The sequence below is a fragment of the Eisenbergiella tayi genome (genome assembly GCF_001881565.1).
Classification (GTDB): Bacteria; Bacillota; Clostridia; order Lachnospirales; family Lachnospiraceae; genus Eisenbergiella; species Eisenbergiella tayi.
In genome coordinates, this window is record NZ_MPDJ01000011.1 from 62448 (window position 1) to 81137 (window position 18690).

Consider the following 18690-nt stretch of genomic DNA (forward strand, 5'->3'; position numbering starts at 1 on the left):
CTTGCCGATCGGCGGCCCATGCAGAAGGTGCGGAGCCAGGGGCAGGAACAGGAGGAACCAAAGAGCAGACTCCAAAGGAATGCTGGGATCTTAACTTTTATTCATCTGTATAGTAACAGGGATCGGGAGGGTTTTCCATTGCTAATATGGAAAGGAGCATGTATAATGTGGAAAAAGATAAGTTTGTGTGTGGAGGGGTTTTTTATGGGGGTATTGCTTAAGCTGATGGATGAGCGGAGAATCAGTACTGCTAACTATATTACTTTTGTTAATCCGGCGCCTCATCCTGACAGGATTATGTCTGAACATGATTTTCTTTATATGATTGATGGGAGCTGGCGGATACGGGAGGAGGAGGAGGCTTTTGAGATGCATTCGGATGATCTTTTGATTCTTCCTGCGGGGAGGCATCATTATGGGGACGGGCTCAGTACGCCTCATAATAAGCACATGTATATTCATGTAATTCCTTTGGGGAGTGAACGGGCGGCGAATGTGAATGGTTCCGGCTTTGAGGAAGGTGAGCCGGGATGTTTGGCGGTGGCTGAGCCGGCTGAGGAGTTTGCAGAGTTCCATTCTTTGATACATTGTCAGAGCAATCCTCATATTAAGGAGCTTTTTCAGGAGATTATTGCGGAGTGCTGGGCTGTTTCTTCTTTCCGGGAGCAGAAGCTTTCTCTTTTATTGAATCTGCTTATGCTTGAGCTGAAGGAGCAGCAGGAGAAGCCTTATTGTTCTTCCTCCAACAGTATATTGGAAGAGGCTTCCCGGCTGATTCAGACTACGCCTCAGACTTTTTTTACAGGAAAAGAACTGGCGGAAAGATTTTATGTGTGCGAGCGCACACTTTCCAACCAGTTCAAAAAAGTTTATGGGAAAACGCTTTATGCTTATCAGATGGATGTGAAGCTGGAAATGGTCCGGCAGTTTCTTTTAAGCCAGCCGGAGGTGAAGCTTCATGAAACGGCTCTGAATTTCGGTTTCTGTGATGAATTCCATCTCAGCAGGACGTTTAAGAAAAAATATGGGGTGTCCCCCAGCAGATACCGGGAAATCAGCGTGGATTAGGCTGCATTTTTTCCAGCAGCTGTACCAGGTTATAGAGGGAATGGACTACCGCCAGGGGCTGTACCGTATGTTTCCCATCCTGCGTGTGGGTTCTCCTTCTGTCGATTAATATGGAAGGGATGCCGGCTGACGCCGGCCCTTCCACATCCTCATGATAGGAATTTCCTATGTAAATGGTATTCTCAGCTTCACCGCCGCAGCTGTGAAGCATTTTTTGATAGAAACGTCTGTCGGGCTTATATATTTTCAAATCTTCTGAGGAATAAATTCCATCAGGCTCCATTCCGTTTCTCCGGATATTCAGCCGCAAAGGCTCCGTGTCGGAATCGGCCCCGATGATGACCCGGTATTTTTTCTTAAGCTGGTTCACCGCATCTGCCGCTCCTTCAAAAGCCTTGCTCACTCCCAACGCTGTCCGCATATAATCCGCATCTTTGTTTCTGTTTCCTGTGATTCCATAGCGGGAATACAATACAGACAGATCCTTCCTGAAGATTTCCGCTTCTGTCAGATAACCGTTTCCATTGGCTTCTTCCTTATGCTGTCTGTGTAAAATCTTCCATTCCTCACAGAACAATTCAGGATTCACTCCGCATTCCGTCAGCTCCGGAATCCTCCGTACCGCTTCCCGATAACCGGCGCCGGCGGCAATCAATGTACCATAGGCATCAAAAATAATCAGCTTTTTCATGACAGCTCCTGTAACCATGCAGTCTTTTGGCTTAAATCAGGCCTTTCAGTTCAGGCAGCTTATCATCCCTTAAGAATACCGGGATCACATCCAGCGCGGCCTGTACCTGAATTGTCTGTCCTCCTTCATAAACGCTGCCGTCATGGACAGAAGTCCATTTGGAGCCTTCCGGAAGATAAACCTCTCTTTCATAAGAATCCTCATATAAAACGGGAGCCACCAGCATATCGCTGCCGTACATATACTGCTCCTTCATATCCCAGCAGCATTTCTGTTCCGGGAATTCATAGAACATCGGTCTCATTACCGGACGTCCCAGCGTATGGGCTTCTTCCATGAGTTTTCTGGTATAAGGTCTCATGGCTTCCCGGAATTGGATATATTTTACAAGGGTGGTGCAGTTCTCTTCACCAAAGCTCCATACTTCATTGTTCGCACCTGTGGGCTGCATGATCTCTCCTGCTTTGTTAACCACTGTTTCGGAAGGGGTACGATCGCCATGCAGACGCATTACCGGGCAGAAGGTTCCCCATTCAAACCAGCGGACAAGCAGTCTGCGGAAGGCATCGTCTTCCGGGTTTCCGCCGGAAAAGCCGCCGATATCCGTGGTCCACCAGGGGATTCCTGCGATTCCCATGTTCAGGCCTGCGCATACCTGTCTGCGGAAGGTCTGCCAGTCGGAATGAATGTCGCCGGACCATACAAGGGCGCCGTAACGCTGGCTTCCCGCCCATGCGCAGCGCAGCAGGTTCACTACATTTTCCTGCCCTGCTTCCGTCTGTCCTTCATAGAAGGTTCTGGCGTAGGCCTGAGGATAAATATTGCCAATCTGGGCATTGGTTCCCTGGTAGTACCGGTAATTATCAAAATCGTATCCGCTGTATTCCGGCTCCGCTTCATCCAGCCAGAATACCTTAATTCCGTAATCATAATAATTTTTCTTACATTTTTCCCATACATAGGAACGGGAACGGGGATTCGTGGCATCATAGAAGGTGCTGTTTCCATTATAAAGCATGGCGATATCCACGCCCTTTTCCGCCTTCACCAGCAGGCCCTTCTGCTTCATTTCCTCATAGTTTTCACTCTTCCAGTCAATCTGGGGCCAGATGGAAACCATGAGTTCGATTCCCATGTCCTTCAGTTCCTTCACCATCGCTTCCGGATCCGGGAAAAATTCTTCATCAAACCGGAAATCCCCCATCTTGGGCCAATGGAAGAAGTCACATACAATGACATCGATAGGAATCTTTCTTTCCTTATACTCTCTCGCCACCTTCAGCAGCTGTTCCTGATTCCAGTAACGCAGCTTGCACTGCCAGAAGCCCATGCCATATTCCGGCATCATGGGAACCTTACCCGTCGCATCGCCATAGGCCTGTTCGATTTCATCCGGGGTATCTCCGGCCGTGATCCAGTAATCCATCTGTTTGGTGCTTTCAGCATACCATTCCGTGGTGTTGGAAGCGAAGCTCACGCGGCCGACCGCCGGATTGTGCCATAGGAAGCCATAGCCCTGATCGGAAAGGACAAAGGGAACGCTCGCCTGGGAATTCCTGTGGGCCAGCTCCAGATTACAGTTCTTCACATTCAGGATATCCTGCTGATACTGTCCCATGCCGAACAGCTTTTCAGCCGGTTCCGAGGCAAAGGTAACCGTCAGATGGAAATCCCCGCCTATGATGGGCTTGAAGAAACGGTTTCTTTTATTCAATGCGCCGCCTTCTCCCGCCTCTTTCAGGAGCAGTTTTCCATTCTGGTTGTAAAAAGAGATATCACATTTTTTGGACCATCCGCTAACCTCCAGCACCGCCGTAATTTTGCCGTTTGTTATGACTCCCTTGTATTCCTCCACCTTGATTTCGGCTTTCACCGGTTCCTGGGGAAGGAGGGCATAATCCGTATCCTCCAGTTCTCCCAACACAGTGGAGCGCACACGGAAGCTGTTGGCTCCCCAGGGTTCTACGGAAAGCACTTCCCCGTCCCAGCGGTAAACCAGTGCATTTCCTTCCTGACTCATCGTATACATAAGCAAATCCTCCTATACAAAAAATGGCAAACCGGCTTGTCCGGTTCCGCCTCCTTTGAGGTTGGAACACACGGTTCACCTGTCTGCCATCATTATATTCATTCTTTTTGGATGATTCATTATATATTTTGACCGTTTTTTTAAGTATCCTGACCTTTTCTGTATTTCTGCGGAGTTGTGTGATAAAGTTTTCCAAACTCCGTGGTAAAATAATTTCCGCTTCCGAATCCTACATCCAGCGCGATCTTTCCCACCGGGTCATCCGTTTCCCTCAGAAGCCGTTCCGCTTTCTGCAGCCTGACTCTCTGCACATACTCCACAAAGGTCATATGGAAATTATCTTTAAAAAAACGGCAGAGATAACCTTCGCTCACGGACAGATACGCCGCAAGGGAGTTCAGCACAATACGCTGGGTATGGTTTTCTTCCACAAAACCTACGATTTTTCTTATCATCTCACTTTTTCTCGTATTTGTTTTTACCGGCTTGATTTCCCCCTTCTGCAGCATGAGAATATCATAAACCACCTGAAGAAGGTATGCACGGACTAGGACTTCATAGCCCTTTTCCTTTTCATCAAATACAAAAAATGTTTTATTGAGCATCTCAAACAAAGCTTTCTGTATGGAATTTTTTTCACGCAGAAGTATGAAATGTCCCTGTTCCTCTGAAAAAAGTGGATTCAGATACTTCTGTTCAATCCGGTCATTTGCCATGCCGGAAAGAAAGCTGTAATCAAATACCACCGCTCTGAACTCCAGCTGAGTGCCGAAGCAGTCATGGGAACCATGCAGCGCGTTAGGCTTTATGAGAAGTACATCTCCCTCTTCAATAATAAAGGGTTCCGCCTCCACCTGAAAATTAGCCTTTCCGGAGGTGATAAAAAAAATTTCAATTTCCGGATGCCAATGATAGCTCAGAGGCATCTCAAAATCTTGTTCCATTTTAGTTTCGTAGGCGCTCACCGGAAAAAGCAAATCCCCATGCTGCCTGTTTTCCCGTAACGGTCTGGATATCTTCATGTTTTTCTCTACTTGTAGTCCTCCACGTCAAATTCACGGTCTTTAAAATAATACTTCCGATCTTCCTCAGTAATTTTACGCAGAACCCGGCAGGGATTTCCCACGGCTATCACATCATCCGGCAAATCCTTGGTAACCACGCTTCCTGCGCCAATCACCACATTATTGCCAATGGTTACACCGGGATTGATCACCGTATTCCCGCCCAGCCATACATTGTCTCCGATAGTGACGCCGATACCGTACTCATAACCGGTGTTTCTGGAATCCGGATGCACCGGATGACCTGCCGTATAAATAGATACATTCGGGGCAATCTGCGCATTTTTCCCGATTACCACTTTTCCCACATCCAGAATTGTCAGATTGTAATTGGCAAAAAAGTTTTCTCCAACTTCTATGTTCCAGCCATAATCACAATGAAAGGGGGTCTCTATCCAGATATTTTCCCCGCATTTTCCTATGATTTCCTTTATAAGTGCCGCCTGTTCTTCCCCCTGTTCCGGGGACAGGCTGTTATAGCGGTATATCCTTTTCTTATTTTCCATCCTCTCCTCTGAGAGGCCGTCCAGCCACGCCTTATAGGGCAGCCCCGCAAGCATTCGTTCCTTCTGATTCATTCCATTCCTCATTTCCGCAGCGCATCCCCTTTTTCTGCCCATGGGATAATGCCGCTTATTTCTGCCTTTATACCTGCGAAGGAGTATTCGTCTCCGTTCTTTCTTCCATAAGCTGCAGCATCCGATTCTGTGCAAGGCATATCATCCCTGTTTCATAGTCCTCCTCCAGACAGGAAGAGACCTCCACCTGCACCCGGAATTTTCCGGAAAGGCGTCTGCACACATACTGCTCCAATCTTTCCGCCATTCCATCCGTCAGAAAATCTCCATACAGGACAAAACGGGAAGGGGCCACGATACAGGCAAACGTTGCCAGCAGGGCTTCCAGCTGGCATAAAACCTGGTTTTCCTTGTAATAATCCAGCTCTTCCCAGGGAACAGGAACGTAAACATCCCCCATCTCTCCCGCGAAATGGGAATTCCCGTAGTAAATACTTCCATCCAGAATCAGTCCTGCTCCCGGCAGAAAGGAGCGAGGAAAATAAATCCCTACCAGGGAGGTAACATCCATACCGCAATGCTTTCTGTAATAGCCATAGGCCATGGCATTGATATCATTTTCAAACAGGACGGGAACTCCGTACTTTTCCCGGATACGGGGCAGGAAATCGAGTCCCTCCAACCCGGAAAAATCATTTATGGTTACTACATCATCAATGGCTTCCCCGGGCAGTCCGAAAGCGATAAGCCCGATATTGCCAAAACCGGCAAAGACTTCATCTAGACAGCCGTCAAAGCTTTCTACACCGATTTCTTCCATATACCCCTGACGTTCCCACAGCTTCTGCCCTTTCAGATCCACAACAAGCGTATGAATATAATTCCTGCCCTCCAGCTGATGCCCATAGATAATCACCATAGTCCGGTATCCGTAACAATAGCCATACTGCATGGAAGGACGGCCTCCGCCGGAGGGTACCATTCCCAGTTCCTGAACCTCACCCTGCTCAAGCATTTCGGTAATCAGCGCATTAACTGTCACAACACTTAACCCCGTCAGCCTGGAAAGCTGCGGCTTTGTAGCCTTCCCTTCCCCTGATAAAACACGGCGCAGAGTGCTAATATTCAATTGTTTCATCAGTCTGGTATCTGCTTTCATCCTGTCACTCCCGGTAATATCTGGTGAACCTCCTGCTGCTTACGAAAGAAACTTTATAAAGGTCATTTATAATGTAATGGAAAATGAATGATTTGTCAATCTCAGAATATCCTGTGCATTTTAAGAAGATAATCAAGCAGGGAGAGACTCTTTTCTTCCTTTTGGTCTCCGCCGGTTCCTCCGGGGATAACGGAAGGCTTTGTTTTCCCGTGGAAATCGCTCCCCATTGTTTCCAGCATACCCAGTTCCTCCGCCAGCTTATGGAACCACTCTACGTCCTCTTTTTTATGATAACTGCTGTAAACCTCCAGGCCCGCCGCCCCCTTTTCTTTCATGGCGCTGATTCTTTCCCTGCTGCGGCCCACCGTATTGATCGGATGGGCGATTACCGAAATTCCCCCGGTATCCGCAATCAGCTTCTGCGCTTCTTCAAAAGAAGGATAGGACACCGGCAGATAAGCCGGTTTTCCCTGGGAGCAATAATCCCAGAAAAAATTCACATAGGGATTATCTGATCGTTCCCCGCCCTCTCTGTAAGGTGCCAGAAGAGGATTTTCTGAATTTCTGTCATCCGCCAGAGCCGCCTCCGCAATTGTTTCCCCTACCACAACCCCATCGCGGGACATGGCCAGGACCTTTTCCTCCTCAAAAAAAATACCTGTGTCTTTGAGAATTTTCATAACCTCGGACGAATTTTTCTTTTTCTGTGACAGAATATCTTCTTCCAGCTCCCTGTATCTGGGATCCTGAAAATCGATCCCATATCCCAGCAGGTGCAGATCCACTCCCTCAAAAATACAGTCAAGCTCTACAGCGGGAATTTCCCGGATTCCAAAACGGGAACAGGCCGTCATCATCCGTTCCACCCCTCTGACCGAATTGTGGTCGGAAAGAGCAACTACCTTAAGCCCGCTGTCGTGACATATTTCCGCCAGCCTCTCCGGAGAAAACTCTCCGTCCAGGCTAATCTGTGAATGCATGTGCAAATCCAGCCAGCTCATAGACTGCCTCTCTTCTGCCTGTCCAGCAATTCCTGCAGCGCTTCATCGCTGTCTTCGATCCAAACGTCTTCCTCCTCCGCATTCAGGCCCAGATATTCCCGTAAGGAGCAGGGCTCATCGCTGTTATTCCATGTGTCCACGTAATCGTCAATTTCTTCAAAGGTTATTTCTCCGTCCAGGTAACGTTCTTTAAATTTTTTCTCCATCTCTTCCTCTCTCTATCCTTTAAATTTGCTTTACTGCAACAAAGGTCACCACCTGTGTGACAAGTTCCACGGGGCCATATTCGCTTTATTATCTATCATCAGAAAAACTATACCTCTATCTGTTTAAATTCCGGTGCCTGGTTATTAGTATAACTGACTGCTGCAGTGCCTGTCAAACAAGAGAACTTATCCAGGGACTTATACCGACTGTAATGATTTTTACGGCTGATAATATCTTTTATATATCTCTACCTGGATTTTTCTAATCATCGACCAGATATTGCTGTCCTGATTGGACAGTACTGTCAGAGTGATATCTTCCTTCGGATAATATAAAAATTTTGCGGTCACTCCGTCATTGCTTCCGTCCTTATAGATGCAGAAAGGCATGTCCTCCTCCTCCAGCAAATAGAATTCGAATCCATATCCATTTTTCTTATATAATCCGGGAATAGACAGCCATTCCACCGTATTGGAGAACTCACAGTGAGGGCTAAGAAGCATCTCCGCATATTTTTCATTCAGAATGATGTGCTTACGGACTGCATCCAGAAAAAGATTCAGATCGCCGGCCGTTGTATAAACGCCTCCGTCAGGAGTCCCTACCGGAGGATAACAATAAATATTTTTTTTGTACCCCTTAAACCGCCCTTCTTCATCCAATATGCTTTTATAGCCCTCCGCCGTGTTTTCGTTAATCCCGTCCATTGAAAAAAATCCGGTTCTGTCCATACCCGCACGCTCGAAAATATTGCGGGTGAAATATTCCCTGTAATTAAGGCCGCTTGCTTTTTCAACCGCCATGCCCAGCAGGACAAAAGAGCAGTTGCAGTATCTGACATTTGTCCCTGCCCTGAAGTTCGGCTCTTTATAGGCAAAATTCTTCAAAAAGTCCCTGCATTCCCGGATCGCATAATTGGGGCTGTCCACAAACAGGGCCGAATAATCTTCTCCGGCCTCTTCGTCCGCGTCATCCGCTATACCGGAGGTATGATTCAGCAGATGCTCAATCGTCACGTCTTCGGGGATTTTAGTTCCGGATAAGTCAACGATATTTACTATCCTGTCCTCAAGCTTCAGCTTCCCTTCCTCCACAAGCTGCAGTACTGCTGCCGCCGTGAATATTTTGGTTATGGACGCCACATCAAACCTGGTCTCCGTATTATTAGGGATCCGGAAGGGACGGCTTGCATAACCATACGCTTCGTTAAAGATAGTTATTCCTTTTCTTTTCAGCATACACACGCCGCTGAAATTATGATTCTGAACGTATTCTTCGCAAATCTTTTCAAGATAATCTTTCATTTTTCATTCTCTTTTCTGTCTTTATTCTATTCTTTTTATCAACCGGGCTTTCTGCATACGAAACCGAGGCACTGCGGCAAAGCCGCACAAGGATTTTTGTGCCAGTCATATTTGTCCGGTTCGTCATAATTATCTGACAGATAATTATGATTTGGCAGATCTTCCGGGATACTGTGAAATTCCTCCATCCTCAGGATTGAAAAACCTGAGGATACAAGGGCATTTACATAATCCTGAATGCGCCAGTCATAAGTAACATCATCAGGAAACGGTCCGGTCTCTTCATAGGGCTTCCGTATAACAAATTTCCCCTCCTCCAAACTGCCTTTATCAAACGGCCTGCTCCACGGATGCGTATCAAACATGATATAAATGCCGCCTTTCTTCAAAATGCGGCTGAAATTTTTATACATGGCTGTCAAATCCCGGATCCATACATGTACGCCGTTAGAAGTGTATACCAAATCAAAAAAATCATTGTTCAACTCATTCAGACTCATGCTGTCACTATGTAAAAATTTGATATTATAATTTTTACCTTCTGCTCTTTTTCTCGCATTTTCAATCTGTCCGCAGGAGATATCCGCAGCAAAAACCTCCGCTCCCATTTCGCAAAAAGCGAAAGCCGCCACGCAGTCACCACAGGATGGGACACATACTTTCTTTCCCCTCAAATCCGGAAAATATTCCGCCAGTAATTCTGCCACGGCTTTCGGGAATCCCCTGTAAGGATCTTTGCCTATTTCCATAAAAATTTCAGCATAGTCAAGCTTTCCGAAGTGTTCATCTGAATAACTGTCCCATGTCTGTTCAATTTCGTTATGTTCCTGCATATAAAGCCTCCTTTTTCGGCTTCTGCCTTTCCCATCGCAAACAACTTTCTATACCAGGAAAAACTTCTTCTTCGTCCGTATCTCTTCCTTCCAGCGGAAGCAATCGTTTAAATGCAGCATGACATGACGGGTGGGCGGCATCAGCAGCAGACCGGCAACATCCTTCTTTCCCCAGAAATCAAGCAGCCAGAAGGACTCCTCCTGTCTTGTTACCCCTCCCTCATTCAGGATCCTGTCCAAATCATCACCGAATACCTTGCGCCGCATATCTTCCGGAGTGAGACTCTGCACCAGTTCCCTTGTCTGCCTGCCCACTTCGTTACGGTACTTCAGAAGCTCCTGTATATCCGCTTCTTTGCTTAACATCATTATTTCCTCATCCTGTAAGGCATTCCCAGTGTCCGTTATGGATACGTGAAGACGCTTTTTCCAATCTTCATTAAAGATTTGATTTCTTCTCCCAACCAATATATTCATGGTAAGATCTTCGATACGGGCAATATGCCATACCACCCAGCCAATCGTCTCATCCTTGGATTTCGGCATAACGGCATATTCCTGATCCGTCAAATCCCGGAATAAACCGTCCACTTCATTCTCACTTCCGCCTGCCATTTCCGAAGGAAACAGATTTTCATGGATTTCCAGAAATAATTTCTTTGCTTCCGGGAGTTTTTCCCTGTTACGTATCATGCGGTTTAAATCCTTATGCTTTTCACTAAGGCCTTCTCCAAAATATTTCATATTCTTCTCCCTTTTGCCAAACCACTGTGATGACTGAATTATATTTTGATTTTCGTCCATTTCCCGGAGCGGAACCTCAGGCTCGTGAGAATAAACCGAACCAGCTGATCGGCGCAGACACCAAACCAGATACCGATGATTCCCAGTCCTGCCGTATAGCATAACAGGTAGCTGGCGATAGGACGCACGATGGTTACGCTGACTGTGGACGCTATGGTAGTATAAATCACATCCCCCGCACCTCTCAGGCAGCCCATATAAATAACCTGCGCTATCTGCAGCAGCACTACGACAACGATAACCCGCATGATTTCCACGCCCATGGCGATGATCTCCGGTTCGGAAAAGAACAGATTATATAAGTATCCGCCGCAGGTCAGATATACCACGGCCAGGACAGCGGCTATCATCCGTCCGATATTCTGGCATATGCTTCCGTAGGTTTTAGCCATATCCACATTTTTGGCCCCCAGGCTCTGCCCGATCAGCGCTACGGCCGCCACCTGCATGCCGTCCCCGAAGGAGAAGGACAGGCTCATGACATTCATTCCCACCTGATGGGCAGCAAATGCCGCGGTTCCCATTTTCGCCGCCATGACCGCAACGGACAAAAATCCCACCCGGACAAGAAGCTGCTCCGCAAGGACGCTGGCCCCCAGCTTGACCATACTCTTCCCAACCTCCAGGGTGGGGCGTATTTTTTCTCTCCACATATACGGGAAGCTGATAAAATCATTTTTCCAGGCCGCCACGATACTCATGATACAGCCGACCATACTGCCGATTACCGTAGCGATGGCCGCTCCCGATACGCCCAGCGCAGGGAATCCGAAATGCCCTTCAATCAGCAGATAGTTGAAAATAACATTGACCACATTTGCCGCCACATTGGTTTTCATGGCGATTTTCGTATTGCCAGCCCCTCTCTGCGCGGCATTCACCGTCAGGGAAATTACCGTAAATATAATGAATCCCATGATAATTCGGAAATACTGTACCGCTTCCGTGTGGGACGCTTCCTCCGAACCGCACATGCGGATTATCGGATCCGCAAATATCACACAGGCCAGACTGACGATCACCGACATAATCAATACAAAAAAACAGGCCGCACACAGAACCTCATTAGCTCCTTTCTGATTTTCCTGGCCCTTACGCCGTGCGACCAGCGCCGAGACGGATACATTCACCGCGATAAAAACAGCCAGTCCGATAAACTTAGGCTGTGTAGTCAGGCCTACCGCCGCCACGGCATGGGCTCCCACCCTGCTGACCATCAGGGAATCCACCATTCCCACCAAGGCTACAAAAAATGATTCCAGTACAGACGGCCACGCCATCTTCAGCACCGTCTGTATGTTTTCTCTGCTGTACTTTTTCATGTCCTCCCCTTTCAGGCATTTTTTTACTATCCTGCCTTTCACTTATTTTATTGTACGTTACATTTCCGGGGCTGTCCATAAGCGAACCGTCAATTTTGCAGAGTGTTTTTCGGCAAAAAGCCGATTGACTGGCGATTCCCGGCGGATTATGATAAGCAGTGGCATAAAATAAGTTTTCAGGAAGGGCTTACTCCTATGGAAAAAATACGCTGCATTATAAAAAAAGATCCCGTTCTTATAATCTCGGGACTGCTGGCTGTCATCTCGGCATTCTTCATTCCGCCGGATGCCGCTTATCTTTCCTATATTGATTTCCGTGTGCTCGCTCTTTTGTACTGTCTCATGTGTGTCATGAACGGTTTTCAGGAAATAGGGCTGTTTCAAAAGCTGGCTGTTTTTATCCTTTCCCGGACAAAAAATACAAGGCAGCTGACAGCCGTCCTTGTATTCCTGTGTTTTTTCCTGAGTATGTTCATCACTAATGATGTATCACTGATCACCTTTGTTCCCTTTACGGTCCTGATACTGACTATTATCGGACAGACAAAGCTGATGATATATGTAATTGTCCTGCAGACCATCGCCGCCAATCTGGGCAGTATGCTGACTCCTGTGGGAAATCCCCAGAATCTTTATCTGTACAGCCTTTCCGGCATGGATATTTCTCTTTTTCTGAAAACCATGCTGCCCTATACCCTGCTTTCCGGGCTGATGCTCCTTCTCGCTCTTTTCTTAAAACCCGGAGAAGAGGTTTCCCTTCAGGCTGTTTTCACGGAAACGAAGGCTATGGCACGCAGGCCTCTGGCAGCTTATACCCTGCTTTTTCTTCTGTGCCTCGGCTGCGTACTCCGCCTGATTCCCTGGCAGGCCGTTCTTCTTATCCTTCTCGCTGTCCTGTTTTTCTTTAACCGCAGATTATTATTAAAGGCTGACTTCGGCCTGTTGTTTACTTTTGTCTTTTTCTTCCTGTTTATAGGAAACATGGGGAGAATACCGGCGATTGTGGGTTTTCTCCGCTCTGTTTTATCCGGGCATGAGCTTTTCCTGTCCATAGCCGCCAGCCAGGTTATCAGCAACGTGCCCGCGGCAATTCTTCTTTCCGGCTTTACCGGGAATTATCTGCCCCTGCTCGTCGGTGTGAATATCGGCGGCCTGGGCACACTCATCGCTTCGCTGGCCAGCCTGATTTCCTACAAACAGTATGCAGGGACCGCCGGCTGCCATAAGGGACGCTATATGCTGTATTTTACCGTGATGAATCTGCTTTTTCTGGCGGCTCTCGCCATTCTTGCCGCCCTGCTTTTATAGAGGATGCTTATCTCCGTGCTGCAGCCGCCATATATATCATGCTTCCGCCATGCCCTTCAGTATAGCCGCAGCCTGCCTGAAAAAGGCCTCCTCACGGAGGAAATCTTCTTTTCCCGCAGTCATGGTCAGATTGAGAACCCCTTCCTCCCCCAGCGTAGCCGCTCCGAAAAGCCTTTTTGCATTGGGGACAAGGGGCGGTGCAAAGATGAACTCCTTAAGCCGGTAAGCGCCGTATACGGATGGAATCGGCAGCTTTCCCAGATTGGTCACGCTGATGCCTTTGGGATTTCCATGATAGCCGAACATATCCCTCACCATGCCCGCCGCTTTGTTCTCATAACCGGCATAGCCGGAAAAGTAAGCCGCGTCTACCAGCGAAGGCCGCAGTTCTCCCATAAACCGGAGAAGAAAATATTTGTCCGATTCCCGATCCAGTTTTTTATAAATAAGCCGGTGTACCCTGCGCGCATTTTCCCAGAAATCCAGTGACGGATTGTAGGCATAGGTTATGGAAATTCCCGTGGCATAGTTTCCCATCCCCTCATACCCGTCCGGGCGCACGCTGGCCGCCAGGCCGATGCTTCTTTTTTCTTCTGAGGCCCGGGCTAAAGCTGTGACAAGAAGGCTGTTCAGGGTAACCTGATGCTCCCGGGCCCCGGTGAGCAGATTTTCGCATTCTTCTTTAGGAAAGGTTTCCAGTGAAATCCGGATATCTCTGTTTTCCCAATATTTCCGATGCAGCTCTTCATAATCTGCCCAGCCGAATACCCGTCCGCTCTTATCCCAGCTGCTGTTAAGCCGCCTCATCAGGAACTTCAGAGGCGGATTCAGCTTTCCTTTTGCTTCCTGTCCAGGGAACGGATACAGCTGTAAGGGACGGTACGGGATCTCTTTTCCCGCCAGCGCCGTCATAATGTCCCTGGTCAGACAGGCAAAGGACATGCCGTCCCCGGCCAGATGATGGCCGATTATAAGGAGCCGGCATTCCTCTTCCATAAACCAGGCGAAAAACCGAAGCAACTCTCCATCTTTCAGTGCAAAAGGAATGGATGCCTGGCTTTGGATCACCTCTTTCCAGTCTTCTTTTACGTCCATTTTCCGGATATGGATTTCCTTTTCCTCTCCGGTTTCATAGAAGGCACGGCCATCCTCTTCTAACAGTATCCTGCTCCGCAGCATCTCGTTCCTGGAACAGGCCTTCTTTACTGCTGTCTCCAGAGCCTGTATTTCCACCTTTCCTCCGATCACTGCCATGACAGAAACCTGGATACTCGGTGAAAACAGATGCGTTCTTTCTTTTTTGATTTCAGCCTTCATGGGCAAACTCCTTATATACTTCTGTTAACAGTTCCCTGATTTCTTCACGAGGCAGACTGGTGGTGTTCGTAGCGGCAATGGAGGCAATACCGTGGGTGAAAACCCATACCTTCACAAATAACCTGGCGTCTGCCTGCTCCGGCACTGCTCCCGCCAGTTCATAGATGCTGTTCATCCGGAAGCTGTCCGACATGCAGAGCAGCCGGAACAGATTTTTTTCCTGTCCGGCAAGCTCCACATACCGCAGCCCCATATACAGAAATAACGGTTCCCCATCGGGATTTTCCGTCATTTCTTTTGTAAAAAAAGCTCTTGTCCTCTCATAAACTTCTTTTTTCACCTCTTCCATATTCTGAAACACATGGAAAATCGGCTGGGTGGAGCAGCCCAGCCTGTGTGCCAGTTCGCGCGCCGTCACATGTTCGAATCCATTTTCCCTGGTCATTTCAAAGGCTGTTTCTATGATCTCTTCTTTGCTGAGTTTCGCTTTAGGGGGCATCTTCAACACCTCTTTTTTCTTTTTCATATCGTTCAGGCGTACAATAACATCGTTATATAACAATGTTATTGTACGCCTTTCTGCTTTCTTTGTCAATTGCCCTTTGTTTTTTCGCGGCATTGTCTGCCCGTTATCGGAAGAACTGTCAGGTTCCAGTATAGCATTGCATTACTGTGATATTAATGCAACGCTGTACCAACCTGCCGCCGTACACATATCTCGGTCCCTGTCCGCATATAGTTATAGAAAAAACTGTGAGGCCTGTATGCTTCCCTTCCTGGAACACATCAATCAACTGCTGTGGGGCTTTCCCGTTCTCATACTGTTATCCTCCGCCCATCTTTATTTTACCGCCAAATTAAAATTTCCCCAAAGACTTACCTTAAAAGCTATCCGGCTGTCCGTCACTCCTGAAAAAAATGCAAAGGGCGCCAATCTCTCAGGCTTTGCCGCCCTTGCCACCACTCTGGCCGCCACTCTCGGCACCGGGAATATCATAGGCGTTTCCACCGCCATTGCCATCGGCGGCCCGGGCGCTCTTTTCTGGTGCTGGATAACCGGGGTATTGGGAATGGCGACCTGTTATGCAGAATGCTACTTAAGCGTTCTGTTCAAAAAACAAAAACCGGATAAGACATATGTGGGCGGCCCTATGTATGTACTGGAACAGGGGCTGCACAGCAAACCTCTGGGAATTCTTTATGCCGCCTGTGCATTGTTTGCCGCCTTCGGGGTGGGCTGCACCACCCAGTCCTCTGCCATCACCGAGGCAGTGAATACCATAGCGCCGGTTTCTCCTCATATCATCGGTATTCTCGCAGCCTTTACCGCCGGGCTCGTCATCCTCGGCGGCGTGAAATCCATCGGCAAATTCTGCACAAGAATGGTTCCGGCCCTTGGCTTTTTCTATATTGGCTGCTGCCTGTACCTTCTGTTTCTGAACCGTCACTTTATTTTTTCCGGCCTTTCCCTGATACTTGGCAGCGCTTTTCAGACAAAAGCGGCCGCCGGCGGTTTCATCGGAAGCACGCTGCAGAGCGCAGCGCGTTTCGGCATTGCCAGAGGCCTTTTCACCAATGAAGCAGGTATAGGGACTGCCGCCATCGCCGCCGCTTCCTCGGAGACCAGGGATCCCAGGAGGCAGAGCCTCATTTCCATGACAGCCGTTTTCTGGGATACGGTTGTTATGTGTGCGGTGACGGGGCTTGTGATCGTTACGAATATCCAGAAAAATCCTTCCTCCATCCTGGGGTTCAGTTCCGCCAGCCTTACTTCCGCCGCTTTTACCTTCCTTCCCTTCGGCGGAGCTACCCTGCTCTCCCTGGCCCTTGTGGCATTTGCCATAACCACTCTCATAGGCTGGTGTTATTATGGGGAACGCGCCGCGGAATACCTGTTTGGCGAATCCGGTATTGTATCCTATCATTTATGCTATATCGTCATGATTTATATCGGCGCCGTCCTGCCCATGGATCTGGTCTGGGGAATGACGGATCTGATTAACGGAATCATGGTCTTTCCCAATGTAATCGCCCTATTTGCCCTGCGTAAAAAAATACATATTTAGCCCTGCGGCTGCCGCAGTACGGGATACTCTTCGGTTCTTTACAGACACACCCGTTCGGAGCACTGCCGCAGGAATAAAAAAAGGGTATCGGCAGAATATTATAATTCTTTCTGCCGATTCCCTTTTTTACGTTTCACACCAATCATACCGTTTATGCAGAAGCACGCTTATCGCCTGCGCTTCTTCAGCGCGTATAATACAGCACTCCCAGGGTTCCCGGGCCGCAATGGCTGGAAATCACACCGCCGGCCCTGGTTATCCGGATATCCTGAAATATATCAAGCGCCTCCAGATACTGCTTCACCTCGGCAATAACCGACTCCGGACATCCGGAATGAGTGATAAACACTCTGCCGGGATCCGCTTCCAGCAGGCTTTCCCGCATATCCTGCACATATTTCAGGATTACCTTATCCTGAGTCCCCCTGTATTTCTTTCCTGCGGCCATCTTTCCGCCCTTTACCTCAACTCTCGGCTTCAGGTTCAGCTTTCCGCCCAGAAGGGCCGTCACGGTGGAACATCTTCCGCCCATAGCCAGATAATCAAGCCGTTCTACTACAAAGCTGGCCCTCACCTTATCCCTGGCGCCTTCTATTTCGGCCGTGATTTCCTCCGCGCTTCGTCCGGCTTCCGCCAGTTCAGCCGCTCTCAGTACCTGAAGGCCGATTCCCGTAGACAGGTTTCCTGAATCGATAATAAACATCCGCTCATATCCCAGCTCTTCCTTTACAAGGCGGAGTACATTGCAGGTAGTTGACATTTCTCCTGAAATGCCTATAAAAATCACTTCGTCCCCATTTTCCACCATAGGCCTGATCAAATCAAGGGCACGATCGAATGCGACTGCCGCCGTTTTGGGTGTACGTCTGTTTTTTTCCGCCCAGGTATAAATCTCATCCGGTACAATTTCCTCTCCGTCGCAATAGCTTGTCATATCCAGTACTATATTAAGCGGAAGAATAGAAATTCCATGCTTTTCAATCAAATCCGGCGTCAGATCACAGGTACTGTCCGCCACTATTTTAATCTTACTCATCTCTGTCCCCTTTATTCCAAACGGTGTCCTTAACGGATTCTTTTAATGGATTGCCTTTTCCAGAATCCCCAGCCCCAGCGGATAAGGCCCTGTATGCACACCGATTGTTGCTCCGATCTGATAAATAGGAAGCCCGCCGATATTGTAATTAACAGAAAGCCTTTCCATAACCATATCCCGATAGCTTTCCGCTTCTGCCCTGTCGTAACCATATCCTATTACAATGGAATAATTTCCGATGTCATCCCCTCTTTCCCGGAGATAATCCAGAAGTAAATCCACGGTTTTCTGCATGGTCTTCCTTCTCACGCGCCCGATGCCGGAAGGGAAAATTTCTCCCTGCTTCAATGTAATAACGGGCTTAATCCCAAGCAAGGCTCCGGCCACACCGGCAACCTTTCCGATCCTTCCTCCCGCTTTCAGATATTCCATGCTTCCCACGGTAAAAAAGATACGTCCGGTGCTTTTGATTTCTTCCATTCTGGCTATGGTCTCCTCATAGCCGGCGCCGCTTTCCTGCATAGCCGCCGCTTCCAGGACTAAGAGCCCCTGCAGGACCGTATTGACAGTTGCGTCCATTACCCGGATCTGCGCCCGGGGATATTTTTCCAGAACCAGCCCCCTTGCAGACAGGGCCGACTGCATGGAACCGCTGAACTTAGTTGTTATACAGATACAGAAAACAGGAATGCCTTCCTTCACATAAGGCTCAAAGGCATCATAATAATCCTGAATTCCCGGAAGTGAGGATTTCGGATATACTCCCGGATTATCCACCATTCTCTGGTAGAACTCCCTCACTCCCACTTCTTCCACTTCCTTCAGATATGTCTTGTCATCAAAAGATACATAAAAAGGAACCACCCGGATATTTTTTTCCCTGGCCAGTTCGGGAGGAAGATCACAGGAGCTGTCGCTGATAATTTGAAATTGCTTGTCCATAATTTCCGCTTTCTTTACCTT

At 48.1% G+C, this 18690-nt stretch carries 18 protein-coding genes; 3 read left to right on the top strand and 15 right to left on the bottom strand.

The genetic code is table 11. From position 1 onward, the window contains the following. The first annotated feature begins 165 nt into the window (after positions 1 to 165). The gene (locus BLA28_RS28710; protein WP_069157306.1) at positions 166 to 1068 is read left to right on the top strand and encodes a helix-turn-helix transcriptional regulator; all 903 of its coding nucleotides are present in this window, start codon (positions 166 to 168) and stop codon (positions 1066 to 1068) included. On the opposite strand, the gene BLA28_RS28715 is transcribed toward BLA28_RS28710, so the two are convergent. The 11 genes from BLA28_RS28715 to BLA28_RS28765 all read right to left on the bottom strand — a co-directional run bounded on the left by BLA28_RS28715 (position 1055) and on the right by BLA28_RS28765 (position 12000). Further along, positions 1055 to 1759, bottom strand: coding sequence for an HAD family hydrolase (locus BLA28_RS28715; protein WP_169897315.1), 705 nt, complete (start codon positions 1757 to 1759; stop codon positions 1055 to 1057). The two genes, BLA28_RS28710 and BLA28_RS28715, sit on opposite strands and share 14 nt — an antisense overlap. A 31-nt stretch (positions 1760 to 1790) precedes the next feature. Beyond that, on the bottom strand, positions 1791 to 3788 hold the full coding sequence (locus BLA28_RS28720) for a glycoside hydrolase family 31 protein (RefSeq protein WP_069157304.1): 1998 nt from the start codon (positions 3786 to 3788) through the stop codon (positions 1791 to 1793). Positions 3789 to 3928: 140 nt separating this feature from the next. Further along, a complete protein-coding gene (locus tag BLA28_RS28725; protein WP_009253083.1) occupies positions 3929 to 4810 on the bottom strand; it encodes an AraC family transcriptional regulator in 882 nt (293 codons plus the stop codon). Positions 4811 to 4818: 8 nt separating this feature from the next. Beyond that, positions 4819 to 5430, bottom strand: a complete 612-nt coding sequence (locus tag BLA28_RS28730) for a sugar O-acetyltransferase (RefSeq protein ID WP_016360256.1) — start codon at positions 5428 to 5430, stop codon at positions 4819 to 4821. Positions 5431 to 5497: 67 nt separating this feature from the next. Next, positions 5498 to 6529 (bottom strand): ROK family protein, encoded by a 1032-nt coding sequence (locus tag BLA28_RS28735; protein WP_069157303.1) that lies wholly within the window; start codon positions 6527 to 6529, stop codon positions 5498 to 5500. Between the two features lie 101 nt (positions 6530 to 6630). Further along, positions 6631 to 7530, bottom strand: a complete 900-nt coding sequence (locus BLA28_RS28740; protein WP_069157302.1) for a PHP domain-containing protein — start codon at positions 7528 to 7530, stop codon at positions 6631 to 6633. Next, positions 7527 to 7736, bottom strand: a complete 210-nt coding sequence (locus tag BLA28_RS28745) for a hypothetical protein (RefSeq protein WP_009253087.1) — start codon at positions 7734 to 7736, stop codon at positions 7527 to 7529. Before BLA28_RS28745 ends, BLA28_RS28740 begins: the two co-directional genes overlap by 4 nt. A gap of 219 nt (positions 7737 to 7955) precedes the next feature. Next, positions 7956 to 9041 (bottom strand): serine hydrolase domain-containing protein, encoded by a 1086-nt coding sequence (locus tag BLA28_RS28750; protein ID WP_069157301.1) that lies wholly within the window; start codon positions 9039 to 9041, stop codon positions 7956 to 7958. A gap of 38 nt (positions 9042 to 9079) precedes the next feature. Beyond that, entirely contained in the window at positions 9080 to 9874 is a 795-nt protein-coding gene (locus tag BLA28_RS28755) for a class I SAM-dependent methyltransferase (RefSeq protein ID WP_069157300.1), read from the bottom strand. 48 nt (positions 9875 to 9922) lie between these two features. Further along, on the bottom strand, positions 9923 to 10618 hold the full coding sequence (locus BLA28_RS28760) for a DinB family protein (protein WP_069157299.1): 696 nt from the start codon (positions 10616 to 10618) through the stop codon (positions 9923 to 9925). 38 nt (positions 10619 to 10656) lie between these two features. After that, complete coding sequence (locus tag BLA28_RS28765; protein ID WP_069157298.1) at positions 10657 to 12000, bottom strand: MATE family efflux transporter; 1344 nt, start codon at positions 11998 to 12000, stop codon at positions 10657 to 10659. Between the two features lie 195 nt (positions 12001 to 12195). On the opposite strand from BLA28_RS28765, the gene BLA28_RS28770 reads away from it, so the two are divergent. Beyond that, positions 12196 to 13308 (top strand): SLC13 family permease, encoded by a 1113-nt coding sequence (locus BLA28_RS28770; RefSeq protein WP_069157297.1) that lies wholly within the window; start codon positions 12196 to 12198, stop codon positions 13306 to 13308. Positions 13309 to 13344: 36 nt separating this feature from the next. Here the strand turns inward: BLA28_RS28770 and BLA28_RS28775 are convergent, their stop codons facing one another. Both BLA28_RS28775 and BLA28_RS28780 read right to left on the bottom strand, forming a co-directional pair. After that, the gene (locus tag BLA28_RS28775) at positions 13345 to 14625 is read right to left on the bottom strand and encodes a condensation domain-containing protein (protein WP_069157296.1); all 1281 of its coding nucleotides are present in this window, start codon (positions 14623 to 14625) and stop codon (positions 13345 to 13347) included. Next, on the bottom strand, positions 14615 to 15124 hold the full coding sequence (locus BLA28_RS28780; RefSeq protein WP_069157409.1) for a TetR/AcrR family transcriptional regulator: 510 nt from the start codon (positions 15122 to 15124) through the stop codon (positions 14615 to 14617). Before BLA28_RS28780 ends, BLA28_RS28775 begins: the two co-directional genes overlap by 11 nt. Before the next feature lie 265 nt (positions 15125 to 15389). Here BLA28_RS28780 and BLA28_RS28785 point away from each other — a divergent pair, with 265 nt between their 5' ends. Further along, positions 15390 to 16691 (top strand): alanine/glycine:cation symporter family protein, encoded by a 1302-nt coding sequence (locus BLA28_RS28785; RefSeq protein ID WP_044971904.1) that lies wholly within the window; start codon positions 15390 to 15392, stop codon positions 16689 to 16691. A gap of 184 nt (positions 16692 to 16875) precedes the next feature. On the opposite strand, the gene BLA28_RS28790 is transcribed toward BLA28_RS28785, so the two are convergent. Both BLA28_RS28790 and BLA28_RS28795 read right to left on the bottom strand, forming a co-directional pair. Then, positions 16876 to 17727: a DegV family protein gene (locus BLA28_RS28790; protein ID WP_069157295.1), complete on the bottom strand. Its 852-nt coding sequence runs from the start codon at positions 17725 to 17727 to the stop codon at positions 16876 to 16878. Positions 17728 to 17769: 42 nt separating this feature from the next. After that, positions 17770 to 18669 carry a DegV family protein gene (locus BLA28_RS28795; protein WP_176726816.1) on the bottom strand — a complete coding sequence of 300 codons (900 nt, stop codon included), beginning with the start codon at positions 18667 to 18669 and terminating at the stop codon, positions 17770 to 17772. Positions 18670 to 18690 lie beyond the last annotated feature (21 nt).